Here is a 13,946-nt window from a genome sequence, read left to right as displayed (position 1 = left end):
TCTTCATACTTCTGATACAAAATTTTTGATAAAGCTTCTTCTATGAATCGGACTTGCCCCCTGACTTTTCAGCGCTTCTATATGAGCTTTCGTTCCATATCCTTTATTTTTAGCAAAATCATATCCCGGAATCACCCCGGCATACTCCGCCATCAAACGGTCTCTTGTTACCTTTGCCACAATACTTGCCGCTGCGATCGACACACTTTTCGCATCACCTTTGATAATCGGAATCTGGCGGATCTCAACTTCCGGAATCGTCACCGCATCATTAAGCAGAAGATCTGGCTTTACCGCAAGCTTGGAAATAGCCTCCCGCATCGCCTCATAGGTCGCCTGCAAAATATTAATTTCATCAATTCTTGCCGGACTTACCATTCCAATTCCTACCGCAACCGCCTTTTCCATAATTTCATCATATAGCTGCTCTCTTTTCTTTTCCGACAGCTTCTTAGAATCGTTAAGATAGAGAATCGGTTCATCTTTTGGCAGAATGACAGCTCCTGCTACCACTGGACCGGCAAGAGGGCCTCTGCCCACTTCATCAATTCCGCAAATATACGTACAGTCTGAATGTTCTGTTTCGTATACACTCATGCCTTTGATGCGTTCCATCTCTTTTTCCAGCTTTTCCTGCTGCTTTCTTCTGCGCTCTTCTTCCCTCTTATTCATGCCGAATCACTCCCATCTTATCAAACGGGTAGATTCTGACCCAAGCTTTTCCGATCAGATCTTCCCGATGCAGAATTCCAACACTTGGATCCCTGCTGTCAGAACTATGATTTCGGTTGTCGCCCAATACAAAATATTCGTCTTCCCCCAGCGTAATTGGCTCTGCAGCAATTCCAGGGGAATCCATGATCTCTGCGCCATAAATATCACTGGTCAGCTGCTGTCCGTCAATATACGCATATCCATCTATCACCTGCACAGTTTCCCCCGGCAGACCGATAATCCGCTTAATATAATAAGTATTTTCTTCATATTTATAAGGAAATACAACAATATCATACCGTTTCGGATCTTTAAAACGATAACTCAACTTATCTACAATCAGATTATCTCCATCACTGAGCGTTGTCTCCATAGAATGCCCACTGACTCTGGTTCTCTGTCCGACGTAAGTAATAATCAGATACGTAAGACCAATCAAAATCAGAATATAAACAAGCCATCCAAATATCGTTGAAAAAATTCCTCTTTCCTTTTCTTCCAGTCTTCCCATAACTGCCTGTTTCCCCTTTCCGGCTTCTCTTTACTTCTGCAGCTTCTTTCCTTCTACTTTTCACCTTCTGCCGGATATTCCAGCGTCAGTCTTCCAAGCCTGCCACTGCGGAAATCATCCAGCATCAGCATTGCCGCCTTCTCTGTATCCAGCCCGCTTCCTTTTAACAGACAATGTCTGCTCTGTGCAATTCGTTCCAAAACCACATATGGATCAGCCGACGACTCCAGTGCATACTTTTCTTCTAACACTCCCGAATAATACGTATTCATAAATGTGATCGCTTCCGCTGCCAACTCTTCCGTCTGCAGAATCTCATCCTTAATGGAACCAATCAGCGCAAGACGAAGTCCCACTGCCTGATCTTCAAATTTCGGCCACAGAATCCCCGGAGTATCCAAAAGCTCTACCTGCTTATTCAAACGAATCCACTGCTTTCCTTTTGTAACTCCCGGCTTATTTCCGGTCTTTGCCGCAGCTTTTCCAGCCAGCGAGTTAATAAATGTGGACTTTCCAACGTTCGGAATCCCCACAACCATTGCCCGCACCGGACGGTTTAAAATCCCTCTTTTCCGGTCTCTCTCCATCTTTTCTTTGCAGGCTTCCTGAATCACATTCTGAATGGATTTCAGTCCGCCTCCTTTTTTGGAATTCACTTTTACTACAGAATATCCCTGTCCTTTGAAATATTCCGCCCATGCATCATTCCATTTATCCTCTGCAAGGTCTGCCTTATTCAACAGAATCATTCTTGCTTTATTTTTTCCCAGCTCATCAATATCTGGATTTCGGCTGCTCATCGGAATTCTCGCATCCACAAGCTCAATTACCAGATCAATCAGCTTAATATTCTCCTGCATCATACGCTTTGCCTTCGTCATATGACCCGGATACCACTGAAAATGCATCTATCTGCCTCCTTTTAATCAAATACAAGCCCAAAGTGCTCTTTTGGGGAAAGTGTCAGCCAGATCTTTCCATAGATATAGCTGCGTTTCACATTCCCTACATCCGCATTCCGGCTGTCCTCACTGTTTTCCCGATTGTCTCCCAATACAAAATATTCGTCTGTACCAAGCTGTATTTCTTCATTTACAATTCCAACATCATCAATCTTTGTCGTCTTGTAGTCCTCTTCTAATTTCTTTCCGTCAATATAAATCCGATTTTCCACAATTTCGACCTTTTCACCTGGAAGTCCCACAATCCGTTTGATATAGTAGTGTGCATTCTCATTTCCTTTCGGCTTAAATGCAATAATATCTCCCCGTTTCGGTGTCGTTGCATTATAAATAATCCGATTCACCAGTGTCACATCCTTATTATGCAGCACCGGGTTCATGGAATCTCCAATTACGCTGACCCGCTGACCAAAATACCATACTGTCACATATGCAAATAGACAGACAACGCCAATTTTAAATATCCACTTTCCCACTGATTTCCACCTGGAAAGACTGAAATGAAATGTTCTTTCCCGTTTGACTTTTTTTACCTTGCGGGAACTCTTTTTCACACTATATACCGGCTGTTTTTTTCTTTTGTGCCTCATGAAACACCTCATATGTGCATATACAGAAAAAGGACAATATACATTATGTACTTGTCCTTTTTTGTTTCAGCTATTATTTTACTAATTCTTTTACTTTAGCTTTCTTACCTACGCGCTCTCTTAAGTAGTTCAGTTTTGCTCTTCTTACTTTACCTCTTCTTACTACTTCTACACGTTCAATGTTTGGAGAGTGCAGCGGCCATGTCTTCTCAACACCGATTCCATTAGAAGTCTTTCTAACTGTGAAAGTCTCTCTGGATCCGCCTCCCTGTCTCTTCAGTACAGTTCCTTCAAATACCTGGATTCTTTCGCGATTACCCTCTTTGATCTTACCGTAAACTTTTACAGTATCACCAACGTGGAACTCTGGTGCATTCTCTTTTAACTGCTCTGCTTCAATGTTTCTAATAATATCGTTCATAATGTGTGCCTCCTTATTTTCTCGGATGTTCTTAATACCTTTCGTACCAGAGGACCATCTCTTTTCTTCACAACACGCTACATTTTATCATAGATACCTTCTGTTTGCAAGGATTTTCTTGCCAATTCCTGTTCTTTTTCGCTTAATTCTGCCTTTTCCAACAAATCCGGACGATTCTTTGCTGTTCTGATAATGGACTGTTCCCGTCTCCATTTTTCAATATTGGCATGGTGCCCCGACAACAGCACAGAAGGCACCTGCTTCTCATGCCAGATCTCAGGTCTTGAATACTGCGGATACTCCAGCAAATGATCTTGAAAGCTTTCAAATTCCGCAGACACATCATTGTGGAGCACTCCCGGTACCAGTCTGGAGATACAGTCTACCATAATCATCGCCGGAAGTTCTCCTCCCGTCAGCACATAATCCCCAATAGATACATAGTCCGTCACAATTTCTTCCAGCACCCGCTCATCAATTCCTTCATAATGTCCACAAAGGAAAACTAAATCATCCTCTTTCGCGAATTCTTCTGCCATTTCCTGATTAAATGTTCTTCCCTGCGGCGACAAATAGATCACTCTCGGCTTTTTCACCGCTCCACCGCTCTTTTTCTTTTTCTGTATAATCTGTTCTTCCAACGCACGATAACACTGGTAAACCGGCTCCGCCTGCATCAGCATCCCGGCTCCCCCTCCATAAGGGTAGTCATCTACACTGTTATGCTTATTAAACGCAAAATCCCGGATGTTCCAGGCTTCAATGCCAAGAAGGCCGTTATTGACAGCCCTTCCGATAATACTCGTATTTAAGCCTTCCATCACCATATCCGGAAATAAAGTCATAATATAAAACTGCATCGCCACTCCTTACCGCTTTGCTAAATCAATCCGTCCATCAGATGGATCTGCATCTTCTGTTCCTCTATGTTAATGTCCAGAATACATTCTTTGATTGCCGGAACCAGCACTTCTCCATGTTCACTGCTTTCAATGATATACACATCATTTGCGCCCGTCTCAATCACGTCTTTCAGAGTCCCGAATACGGCGCCGTCCTCTGTCACAACCTGCATTCCAATCATATCTGCAATAAAATATTCATCTTCCTGAAGTGGTACTGCATGATCTCTGGTTACTAAAAGCGGGCATCTCTTATAACGCTCCACTTCATTTATATTATCAATCCCTTTGAACTTCAGTATCACAAACTGTTTGAAAAACTTCACGCTCTCCACTTCCAGATCCCGCTTCTCTTTTCCGGTATCCAGGATCACCTGCTTCAACTTTTTGAATCTTTTCGGATCATCTGTTGTTGGAAATACCTTCACTTCTCCCCGGATTCCGTGGGTGGAAGTAATTACTCCTACCTGTAATAATTTTTCCATGTCAGTCTCCTTTGCTTTCTGCCAAAAACAGGGACAGGCTTCGATCTCTCGGGCCTGTCCCTGCCTGGAAAGCAAGCTTATGAATCTAAAATATCAACAACTACTTTCTTATCTTCCTTCGCTGCAGCTGCTTTTACAACAGAACGAATTGCTTTCGCAATACGTCCCTGCTTTCCGATCACTTTTCCCATGTCGGAATCCGCAACCCGCACTTCCAGAATCGTCGTCTTCTTATCCTCGCGCTCTGTTACCACAACGCTGTCCGGATCATCCACCAGTGCTTTCGTAATCACTTCAACTAACTCTTTCATCTCGAGCACCTCCAGTCAAGCATCTCAAGGGCAAACTTATTTATTTCTCAATGCCTGCTGCTTTTAAGATCTTGCTCACTGTCTCAGTTGGCTGTGCACCGTTTGCAAGCCACTTTCTAGCTGCTTCCTCGTCAACCTTGATTGCACTTGGATCACAGTTTGGATCATAAGTTCCAACCTCAGCGATGAATCTTCCATCTCTTGGTGATCTAGAGTCAGCAACAACGATTCTATAGAAAGGAGCCTTCTTCTGTCCCATTCTTCTTAATCTCATTTTTACTGCCATGTTACTTACACCTCCATAATTTTTTATCATTCATTGTTTTATCTATATAACGCGCTATGCGCGATATACCTTAGTTAGAACGGCATTCTGAATTTTCCTCTTCTTCCGCCTTTTCCCATCATCTTCATCATCTTCTTCATCTCGTTAAACTGCTTTACCATGCGGTTTACCTCGCTGATGTCCACGCCGGCGCCCTTGGCAATCCGGTGCTTTCTGGATGGATTCAACAGATCCGGGTTTCTTCTTTCTTCCAGCGTCATGGAATAAATCATCGCTTCCATTCTCGCCAGATTCTTCTCAGCCTGGGCTGTCTGGTCATCATCAAGACCCTTCATCTTACCCATGCCGCCAAGTCCTGGCAGCATACTCATCACACTGCCAAGGCCGCCCATATTCTTCATTTGACTCATGCTGTCTAAATAGTCTTCAAAATCAAACTGGGCTTTCTTGAGCTTCTGGCTCATCTTCTTTGCCTTCTCCTCATCAATCTCAGCTTCCGCCTTCTCGATCAGAGTCAGCACATCTCCCATACCAAGAATACGGGATGCCATTCTCTCCGGATAGAACTGTTCCAGATCTGAAAGCTTCTCTCCCATACCTACATACAGGATTGGCTTACCGGTCACCGCTTTTACAGACAGCGCCGCACCGCCTCTGGTATCACCGTCAAGCTTTGTGACGATCACACCGTCTATTCCTATCTTATCGTTGAAATCTTTTGCAACATTGACTGCATCCTGACCCGTCATAGCATCAATTACCAGGATCGTCTGATGTACGTCTACCGTATCCTTGATCTCCTGAAGCTCTGCCATCATGTCTTCATCAATGTGAAGGCGTCCCGCTGTATCCAGGATTACGATATTATTCTTATTCTTCTGAGCATGCAGAAGCGCCGCCTTTGCAATATTAGCCGGCTTATGGTTCTCTCCCATGGAAAATACTTCCACGCCCTGCTTCTCACCATTGATCTGCAGCTGTTTAATCGCAGCCGGACGATATACGTCACAGGCTACCAGAAGTGGTTTCTTTCCCTTCAACTTAAACTTACCTGCAAGCTTCGCGGTCGTCGTTGTCTTACCGGCTCCCTGAAGGCCCGCCATCATAATGACTGTAATAGCGCTCCCCGGCTGAAGTTTAATTTCGGTCGTCTCGGATCCCATCAGTTTTACCAACTCTTCATTGACGATCTTCACAACCATCTGCCCTGGGTTCAGACCATTCATAACATCCTGCCCGATTGCACGTTCCTGGACGTTCTTAATGAAATCTTTTACCACCTTAAAGTTTACATCCGCCGCCAAAAGTGCACGTTTGATCTCTTTCAGTGCTTCTTTTACATCATCTTCGGTAAGACGTCCCTTACTTCTTAGATTTTTAAATATATTCTGAAGTTTTTCTGTCAAACTGTCAAATGCCATGCTACAACTCCTCTATAATCTCGTCAGATATTCTGCGGATACTTCCAAGCAGTTCTTCTCTTTGCTCTTCTTCATATTCTTCCAGTAATTGATCAATCTGCTTTACTTTCTCCTTAACTGCCACAAACTTCTCCACCAGATGCAGTTTCTCCTCATAACCTTTGAGCGTCTGACTGCACCGCTTCACCAGATCGTGTACTCCCTGTCTGCTGATCCCCGCTTCTCTTGCGATCTCGCCCAGCGAAAGATCCTCTAACACAAACTGTTCATAGATTTCTTTCTGATGTTCCGTAAGAAGCTCGCCGTAAAAGTCAAAGAGCAGAGCCTGTTCCAGAATTTCATTCACATTTATCACCTGTGTTATCATACAACAAAGCCTCTCTGGTGTCAAGTATTTTTTCTTGTCGAACTTATGTTCTTTCTTTATCTTTATTTTGAAATTGATTTCCATGGTATTTTGTCGTAATATAGAAATGCGCCAAAGGGGAGGCGTAAATCAGGGGAGGCAATCAGCAATGATGCATACGAATCAAAATGACGAAAAAAATTACTATGATATATTAGAAGTAACACAAACGGCATCTGCCGATGAAATTGCAGCGGCCAAAAACCGACTCGCAAAAAAATTTCATCCAGATACCAATCTTCAATACGGAATCGACACCACAGAACAGATGCAGGAAATTCTGGAAGCATACCGAATTCTTTCCGATCCGGTCTCCCGTGCCGATTATGACCAGTCTCTTCAGGGGCATCGCTCTTCCATGCAGACCTTCGACTTAAAAGAGGAAGACACCGCATCAGAAGACGCTTCTTTTGTCACCTGTTGGAAAGCTTCCGGGCATCTCTATGAACTCATCCTAGAAAGTGAGGAATTATTTCGTTCCCACAATCGAACCAGCCGTTTAACGCATCTTTCCATGCAGGCACTAAAGGATATTCTCGTTCTTAAGGAAGCTCAAATCCCGGAACAATACTGGTATCCCGATATCATGAACTGGCTGCTGTTCAAATGGTATCAAAACCGGAACTTCACCGTTCCGTATCTGCTGACACTCTATGACGAATATACAAAACAGGAAATGAAAGCTGTAGATCGCCTGAAACTTCAGCACCGTGCCAATCGTTTCTGCCATGCACTGAAACGATTGATGAAATATTAGCTCATCCTCTTTTCACACTTTGAAATCTTCCACATATGATATTACTGTAAATAAGATTAACGGAGGATTTTAACATGAGTGATTTAAGTGCGGCTAACTGCGGATGTGGATGTGGATGTGGATGCGAGGCTGACAGATGTGGACGGCATAATGGATGCGGTATGATGAACAACAGTTGTATCTGGATTATCCTTCTTCTCTGCTGCTGCGGCGGTTTCGGTGGAAATGGCGGATGCGGCGGACGTGGAAACGACAGCTGTCTGTGGATCATCCTTCTGCTTTGCTGCTGCGGCGGTTTCGGCGGATGCGGCGGCTATGATGATGGCTGTGGATGTGGATGCTAATATAAACGTCATACCATTTCAGCAGAACAATTCTTAGTCAAAATAGAGAAGAGGGTGCGGAGTATATCACTTCGCACCCTCTTCTCTGTTTCGATTCTGCGCTTCATTCATTCCTTTTTCTACTTCCTCCTGTGTCAGTCTTTTCTTAAGCCGGCACTCTTCATCAATCTCATAGACTACATTTCCTTCGATAATCAATGTACGCCCCATAGCTTCTCCTTTCTATTCCCATTTTTTACTTTCTTTTATTTTTCAAAAAGAGTATTGCCCCATTTCATAAAATTCATTCCCGTATCATATATATTTACAACGTTATCTTCAGGGGGCTTTTATGAATCAGAAATTTCCCAAACCCATGACGCCATTTGACAGCCTTGTCACGCCTCACCCTCTCTATCTTATGAAGCTTTTGCTCCCTTATGTTCCCCCAGCTTTCCAACGTATGCTTGCCTGCTATATTAAATTTATGGAATTTCAATATACATTGGAACACTTCCAGGGATTCTCCTCTTCTTCCGATGAGACTTCCCATATTCTAAACGACCTAAAGCCCTACATGGACCCCGGTGAACAGGAAATGATGGAACAAATGGAAAGCATGATGAATATGATGGAAATGGTACAGGGAATGCAGGAAATGGCATCTTCTATGCCGGATTCCGATTCTGATAATACGGCCTCTCCAGGGTTTGATCCCATGGAAATGCTAAAATCCATGCTGTCCCCCGATTCTTAAAAAGGAGTATCTGATTATGAATGAATGGATGAATCACCCCGCCATGAAAAATCTGGATCCGATTAAGCTGGAGCTGATCCGCTCTGCCGCTTCCCAGACTGCCGGAAAGACCGGACGCTCTCTTGCTCCCGTTATGATGACTCTCATCACCAATGCCAACAAGAAGGGAATCCGATTCACCTCCGATGAAGTTTCCTTAATTCTGGAAATCTTAAAAGAAGGCAAAACAGAAGAAGAACAAAAACAAATTGAAAATATGATAAAAATGGTTACTACTTATATGAAAAAACAAAAATAGGAAAAGAGCCGGCGTCAGCCGACTCTTTCTCTATTCGCATCAGAATTATAATTCTTTCTATATTCCTTCTTCTTTTCTGCGCATCTTAAGCTCTTTACGCATCTTGGCTTTCTCCCACTCTTCCCGATCTTCATCCGTCTCTAATTCCAACTGCGGAACCGGAACTGGTTTATCATCTGGTCCTAAACCAACCATCGTAAAATAGGCATGGTTAATCGGTGTCATCTCACCGTCAATCGTCTCGATATAGGTATCTACCTTTACTTCCATAGAGGTTCTGCCTACATAGGTGACTTTCCCAACAATCACAATGACATCATTCTGATAAGCTCCTCTCAAAAATGAAAGATTATCAATTGATGCCGTCGTAACATTCATTCTGGCATGACGCTTTGCCACAAGACCTGCGATCTCATCAATCCACTGTACCAGAATTCCGCCAAACAAACGTCCCGCACCATTGAGATGATTTGGACGTACCATATGAACTGTTTGCACCATAGATTCTGATACTTTTCTGCTTTGTATACTCATTGATAACTCTCCATTCTAGTGTTTTTCTATAATTTCTTCAATTCTGCTATTCTTTTCTGATCAAGCCCTTTTATTATACCACAGGATTTGTTATACTGAAACTGATTTATGACACAAGGGAGCGATTTGAATGAGAAATATTCGATTAACTATAGAATACGACGGAAGCCGTTACCAGGGCTGGATCCGTCTCGGAAAAGAAGAGACCGGAAGCAATACCATTTCCGGTAAGATTATGGAAGTCTTAAAAAAGATGACCGGAGAATACTCCATAGAATTAAACTGTGGATCACGCACCGAAGTCGGTGTGCATGCCTATGCTCAGGTTGCCAACTTCAAAACACAGTCAACCATGGACGTTTTGGACATCAAGCACTATCTAAACCGTTATCTGCCAATGGACATCGCCATTACCAGCGTAGAAGAAGTGCCGGAACGCTTTCACGCACAATTGAACGCCACTTCCAAAACCTATGTCTACCGAATGACGATCGATGATGTCCCAAGCGTCTTCGACCGTAAATATACCTATCACTGTTACCGAATTCCGGATAAACATCTGATGCAGCAGGCCGCCATGCTTCTGATTGGAAAGCATGATTTCCGTTGTTTCTCTTCCGCTAAGAAAACCAAGGTAACAGAACGAGAAATTTATGAAATTGAAGTCTATGGAGATACCGAAGAAATGCAGATTCTAATCCATGCAGACGATTTTCTTCATAATATGGCAAGATACATTATTGGCACCCTTTTGGACATCGGATTCGGAATTCGTCCCAAAGAGGACATTGAAGAGATCTTCGCAGGGAAGGCACTTCCAAGCACCGCCTGCGATCCCAAAGGTCTGTATCTTCAGGATATTACTTACTAACATAATTCAAGACACCAAACACCTTTTTAATACCTTAAAAAGAGACTTGCCAAAATCGGCAAGTCTCTTTTGCTAATGATCAATTTTGTCCCCGGATGATCACGGTTCCCATCTGCCTCAACTCTTCCAGTTCTTCTTTACAAAACTTATAGTCTGTCACGACTGCCGTGTAATCTTTCAGATGGTTCACACGGACCATCGCCTGACGGTCAAACTTGGAATGATCTACAACCAGATAGGCCTTTTCGCACTGCTTCGGGGTCTCCCTCTTAATCCACATTTTTTCAACCGTAGGTGTCGTCACCTCATAAGCTTCGTTGATGGATGCCGCACCAAAAAATCCAATGTCAAATTTGAAATCTGCAAGAAGCCCTGATGCATACCTATCAAACATGCTTCCAGTCTCCTTCTGCACTCTTCCGCCGCAGACGAATACTTCCACTTCACTGTCCATAAATAGTCTCGCGATCTCCAAATCATTGGTCACAATCAAAATGCCAGGAATCTCCTTAATCCGTTTCGCAATCTCATAGGTCGTTGTTCCCGCATCCAAAAAGATGGTATCTCCCTCTGACACAAAAGATGCACATTTACTGGCAAGCTGCTCTTTCATATTTCTATGACTGGTCTGCTTCTTAGCATAATTAACTTCCTTTTTTGCCACTGCCCCACCATGACAGCGCTCCACCTTCCCTTCTTCCTGCAGCTTCACCAGATCTCTTCGAATTGTCATAGCGCTGACTTTCAGTTCCTGTGCCAGATCTTCCACCTGCACACTCCCCCTGCTTTTAATCATCTCTGTAATCTTCGCCTGTCGTTCTGCCGCCAGCATATACACCCCTCCTTTGTCATCTATTCTTATTATAATAAGAAACACAGCAGGAAGCAACTCCTGCTGTGTTTCTCGTATGTAATCATTGTATTTTTACATGAAGATGTTTAAGATCAAAACTTCCACAACACCAATTGCCCATGCGATTGTAGATGTTACTGACCATACCGTCAGCTGGTCTTTCGCTTCGCTGACACCAAGTGTTCTGTTTACTACCCAGAAATAACTGTCATTGAAATATCCAAAGAACAGGGAACCTACACAACATGCAATCGCTCCAAGAAGCGGACTTGCTCCGGATGCAAGAATAATCGGTGCAGAAATACTTGCTGCCGTTGTCATTGCAACAGTACCTGATCCCTGAATAAAGCGCATTGCTGTAGAAATTAACAGCGGAAGAATAATGATCGGGATTGCAGTCTGTGCAAGTCCTTCTGCCATAAAGTTTCCAAGTCCGGAGTCTTTAATAATCTGTCCTAAAGCTCCGCCTCCACCGGTAACCAGCATAATAATACCTGCAGACATCATTCCTTTTTCCATCTCAGAAAGACAAGTATGTCTATCCAGCTTTCTTCCCAGTGTAAAGATTGCAACCAATAATCCAAGACCTACCGCTACAATTGGCTGTCCAAGGAAGACCAAAATCTCCATAGCACCTGACGTTTTACCAAGTGCAGACGCGATTGTATTGATCAGAATCAAAATAATCGGAACCAAAAGTGGCATAAAGGATTCCAATGCTCCTGGCACTCCGTGCATATCCATTGCAAATGCGCCTTCGTAATCCGGCTCCTGATAAGGTACTTCTACAATTTCACCTTCGTCATTTGGAATACGGTAATATTTTTTAGATAAGAATAATCTTGCATATGCAATACATGCAATCGTCATTGGCAGTGCAAGCACAATCGTAAGAAGAATAAAACTTCCTACGTCAATACCAAAGATACCACATACTCCTAACGGTCCCGGTGTCGGCGGTACCAAAGAGTGCGTAATAACAAGTCCTGCTGCCAGAGCTACTCCAAGACCAATGAAGGACTTCTTGGTAGCCTTTGAAATCGCTTTTGCAATTGGCGCCAAAACCACAAATCCAGAATCACAGAAAATTGGAATAGATACTAGGAATCCTGTCAAGGCAAGTGCTTCCTCTTCTCTCTTCTTACCGAACAGGCGCAAGAATGTATATGCCATTCTCTTCGCAGCACCCGTTACTTCAAAAATCTGCCCCATCATAACACCAAAGCCGATGATAATACCAATACTTCCAAGTGTTCCTCCGAATCCAGATGTAATCGAGTTAAGAATACCAAATGTCTTTTCTACTCCATCTACTTCAATTGTAATGTTAGCAAGCGGCATACCGCCAACTACACCAACGATAATCGTACAGATAATCAATGCCAGGAATGCCTGTACTTTTGTTTTCAATACCAGGAAAATCAGAACTGCAATACCTATTGCCAAACCGATTAGCATTCTTTCCCCACTAAGTCCATTTACCATGTTAGACCTCCTCGTTTCCTTTTGCCTTATTATTTTGTAAAGTTTGGTGCGTATTTTGCTGCCAGTAAAATAGCTTCGATCATGCTGACGGCACTTACGATTCCTTTTCCTGCGATATCAAATGCCGTTCCGTGATCTACGGATGTCCGTAAGATCGGCATTCCATTGGTAATCGCAATCGTCTTTTCAAAGTCAAGCGTCTTTGTCGCAATGTGTCCCTGATCATGGTACAAGGATAATACACTGGTATATCTGCCCTGTGCTGCCTGGTGAAATACAGAATCCGCCCCGATCGGTCCTGCTACATCATATCCTTCCGCTTTCAGTTCCTCCACTGCCGGAATAATCTCATTGACTTCTTCCCATCCAAAAAGTCCATGCTCTCCACTATGTGGATTCAATCCGGCAATTGCCATTGTTCCATCTGTCACACCCAGCTTTTTAAGCGCTTCCAGACAACGTTTCACATAATCTTTGATTCTGTCTTTCGTAATCATATCAAGCATCTCTCGAAGTGATACGTGTCTGGTAAGGAAGAATACTCTCATCCCGTTGGTCTCAAACATGGTCAATGGATCCTCGGTGCCTGTAAGGGCTCCGAATATTTCCGTATGTCCGATGTAATTGATCCCGCCTGCACGGAGAGATTCTTTGTTGATCGGTGTCGTTGCCACAGCATCAACCTTGCCGTTATTGGCCAGCTCAATACACTTTGCAATATATTCATATGCGGCTTTTCCGCACATTCCATCGACCTTGCCAAATTCAAATTTGGCCATGTCAACATTGCCAAGATCAATTAGATTCAGGATTCCTTCCCGGAAATCTCCCTCCTCTGGTTCTGCAATCAGATTCACTGTCAGGTCTGCACCCACAATCTGAATCGCATTCTCCATAATCTGTCTGTCTCCCACAATTACGCAGTTGGCCACATCAAAGACTTCTTTTGATGCAACAGATTTTGCTACAATTTCCGGCCCTACTCCTGCCGGATCTCCAATTGGTACTGCAATAAGTGATTTTTTCATGCTGTCTCATCCTTTCCTTGAATTTATAAAA

21 protein-coding genes are annotated in these 13,946 nt (G+C 43.4%); 5 read left to right on the top strand and 16 right to left on the bottom strand.

The window, feature by feature from the left end; all coding sequences use genetic code 11:
- Window positions 1-3 precede the first annotated feature (3 nt).
- From WKT00_RS01390 to ylxM, 11 genes are all read right to left on the bottom strand, one after another.
- A complete protein-coding gene (locus tag WKT00_RS01390) occupies window positions 4-672 on the bottom strand; it encodes a ribonuclease HII (protein WP_340260470.1) in 669 nt (222 codons plus the stop codon).
- Window positions 665-1,225 (bottom strand): signal peptidase I, encoded by a 561-nt coding sequence (gene lepB, locus WKT00_RS01385; protein WP_101694503.1) that lies wholly within the window; start codon window positions 1,223-1,225, stop codon window positions 665-667. Before lepB (WKT00_RS01385) ends, WKT00_RS01390 begins: the two co-directional genes overlap by 8 nt.
- A gap of 53 nt (window positions 1,226-1,278) precedes the next feature.
- On the bottom strand, window positions 1,279-2,133 hold the full coding sequence (gene ylqF / locus WKT00_RS01380; RefSeq protein WP_101694504.1) for a ribosome biogenesis GTPase YlqF: 855 nt from the start codon (window positions 2,131-2,133) through the stop codon (window positions 1,279-1,281).
- 14 nt (window positions 2,134-2,147) lie between these two features.
- Window positions 2,148-2,777 (bottom strand): signal peptidase I, encoded by a 630-nt coding sequence (gene lepB / locus WKT00_RS01375; RefSeq protein WP_101694505.1) that lies wholly within the window; start codon window positions 2,775-2,777, stop codon window positions 2,148-2,150.
- A 73-nt stretch (window positions 2,778-2,850) separates the two neighbouring features.
- Window positions 2,851-3,198, bottom strand: coding sequence for a 50S ribosomal protein L19 (rplS, locus tag WKT00_RS01370; protein ID WP_101694506.1), 348 nt, complete (start codon window positions 3,196-3,198; stop codon window positions 2,851-2,853).
- Between the two features lie 77 nt (window positions 3,199-3,275).
- A complete protein-coding gene (gene trmD / locus WKT00_RS01365) occupies window positions 3,276-4,058 on the bottom strand; it encodes a tRNA (guanosine(37)-N1)-methyltransferase TrmD (protein ID WP_101694507.1) in 783 nt (260 codons plus the stop codon).
- A gap of 20 nt (window positions 4,059-4,078) precedes the next feature.
- Complete coding sequence (rimM, locus tag WKT00_RS01360) at window positions 4,079-4,585, bottom strand: ribosome maturation factor RimM (RefSeq protein WP_173814178.1); 507 nt, start codon at window positions 4,583-4,585, stop codon at window positions 4,079-4,081.
- Window positions 4,586-4,662: 77 nt separating this feature from the next.
- Entirely contained in the window at window positions 4,663-4,896 is a 234-nt protein-coding gene (locus WKT00_RS01355; protein ID WP_101694509.1) for a KH domain-containing protein, read from the bottom strand.
- A 40-nt stretch (window positions 4,897-4,936) separates the two neighbouring features.
- Complete coding sequence (gene rpsP, locus WKT00_RS01350) at window positions 4,937-5,182, bottom strand: 30S ribosomal protein S16 (protein ID WP_101694510.1); 246 nt, start codon at window positions 5,180-5,182, stop codon at window positions 4,937-4,939.
- A gap of 74 nt (window positions 5,183-5,256) precedes the next feature.
- The gene (gene ffh / locus WKT00_RS01345) at window positions 5,257-6,603 is read right to left on the bottom strand and encodes a signal recognition particle protein (protein ID WP_101694511.1); all 1,347 of its coding nucleotides are present in this window, start codon (window positions 6,601-6,603) and stop codon (window positions 5,257-5,259) included.
- A 1-nt stretch (window position 6,604) separates the two neighbouring features.
- Entirely contained in the window at window positions 6,605-6,970 is a 366-nt protein-coding gene (gene ylxM / locus WKT00_RS01340) for a YlxM family DNA-binding protein (protein WP_173814177.1), read from the bottom strand.
- Between the two features lie 148 nt (window positions 6,971-7,118).
- On the opposite strand from ylxM, the gene WKT00_RS01335 reads away from it, so the two are divergent.
- Both WKT00_RS01335 and WKT00_RS01330 read left to right on the top strand, forming a co-directional pair.
- Window positions 7,119-7,766 carry a J domain-containing protein gene (locus WKT00_RS01335; RefSeq protein ID WP_242962630.1) on the top strand — a complete coding sequence of 216 codons (648 nt, stop codon included), beginning with the start codon at window positions 7,119-7,121 and terminating at the stop codon, window positions 7,764-7,766.
- Between the two features lie 74 nt (window positions 7,767-7,840).
- Window positions 7,841-8,110: a chorion class high-cysteine HCB protein 13 gene (locus WKT00_RS01330; RefSeq protein ID WP_340260458.1), complete on the top strand. Its 270-nt coding sequence runs from the start codon at window positions 7,841-7,843 to the stop codon at window positions 8,108-8,110.
- Window positions 8,111-8,176: 66 nt separating this feature from the next.
- Here the strand turns inward: WKT00_RS01330 and WKT00_RS01325 are convergent, their stop codons facing one another.
- Window positions 8,177-8,320, bottom strand: coding sequence for a hypothetical protein (locus WKT00_RS01325; protein ID WP_340260456.1), 144 nt, complete (start codon window positions 8,318-8,320; stop codon window positions 8,177-8,179).
- 121 nt (window positions 8,321-8,441) lie between these two features.
- On the opposite strand from WKT00_RS01325, the gene WKT00_RS01320 reads away from it, so the two are divergent.
- Window positions 8,442-8,846, top strand: coding sequence for a hypothetical protein (locus tag WKT00_RS01320; protein WP_340260454.1), 405 nt, complete (start codon window positions 8,442-8,444; stop codon window positions 8,844-8,846).
- Between the two features lie 16 nt (window positions 8,847-8,862).
- Complete coding sequence (locus WKT00_RS01315) at window positions 8,863-9,144, top strand: hypothetical protein (RefSeq protein WP_101694515.1); 282 nt, start codon at window positions 8,863-8,865, stop codon at window positions 9,142-9,144.
- 57 nt (window positions 9,145-9,201) lie between these two features.
- On the opposite strand, the gene WKT00_RS01310 is transcribed toward WKT00_RS01315, so the two are convergent.
- Entirely contained in the window at window positions 9,202-9,678 is a 477-nt protein-coding gene (locus tag WKT00_RS01310; protein WP_340260451.1) for an acyl-CoA thioesterase, read from the bottom strand.
- Between the two features lie 130 nt (window positions 9,679-9,808).
- Here WKT00_RS01310 and WKT00_RS01305 point away from each other — a divergent pair, with 130 nt between their 5' ends.
- Window positions 9,809-10,549: a tRNA pseudouridine synthase A gene (locus WKT00_RS01305; RefSeq protein WP_101694517.1), complete on the top strand. Its 741-nt coding sequence runs from the start codon at window positions 9,809-9,811 to the stop codon at window positions 10,547-10,549.
- Between the two features lie 79 nt (window positions 10,550-10,628).
- On the opposite strand, the gene WKT00_RS01300 is transcribed toward WKT00_RS01305, so the two are convergent.
- From WKT00_RS01300 to pdxA, 3 genes are all read right to left on the bottom strand, one after another.
- On the bottom strand, window positions 10,629-11,381 hold the full coding sequence (locus tag WKT00_RS01300) for a DeoR/GlpR family DNA-binding transcription regulator (protein ID WP_340260448.1): 753 nt from the start codon (window positions 11,379-11,381) through the stop codon (window positions 10,629-10,631).
- Between the two features lie 93 nt (window positions 11,382-11,474).
- Window positions 11,475-12,887 carry a GntP family permease gene (locus WKT00_RS01295; protein WP_101694519.1) on the bottom strand — a complete coding sequence of 471 codons (1,413 nt, stop codon included), beginning with the start codon at window positions 12,885-12,887 and terminating at the stop codon, window positions 11,475-11,477.
- A gap of 29 nt (window positions 12,888-12,916) precedes the next feature.
- Window positions 12,917-13,915 carry a 4-hydroxythreonine-4-phosphate dehydrogenase PdxA gene (gene pdxA / locus WKT00_RS01290; RefSeq protein WP_101694520.1) on the bottom strand — a complete coding sequence of 333 codons (999 nt, stop codon included), beginning with the start codon at window positions 13,913-13,915 and terminating at the stop codon, window positions 12,917-12,919.
- Between the last annotated feature and the right edge of the window lie 31 nt (window positions 13,916-13,946).

This window comes from Dorea sp. ICN-14282 (assembly GCF_037890115.1).
In the GTDB taxonomy this organism is placed as follows: Bacteria; Bacillota; Clostridia; order Lachnospirales; family Lachnospiraceae; genus Dorea_B; species Dorea_B phocaeensis.
This window is presented reverse-complemented; position numbering and strand designations above follow the sequence as displayed.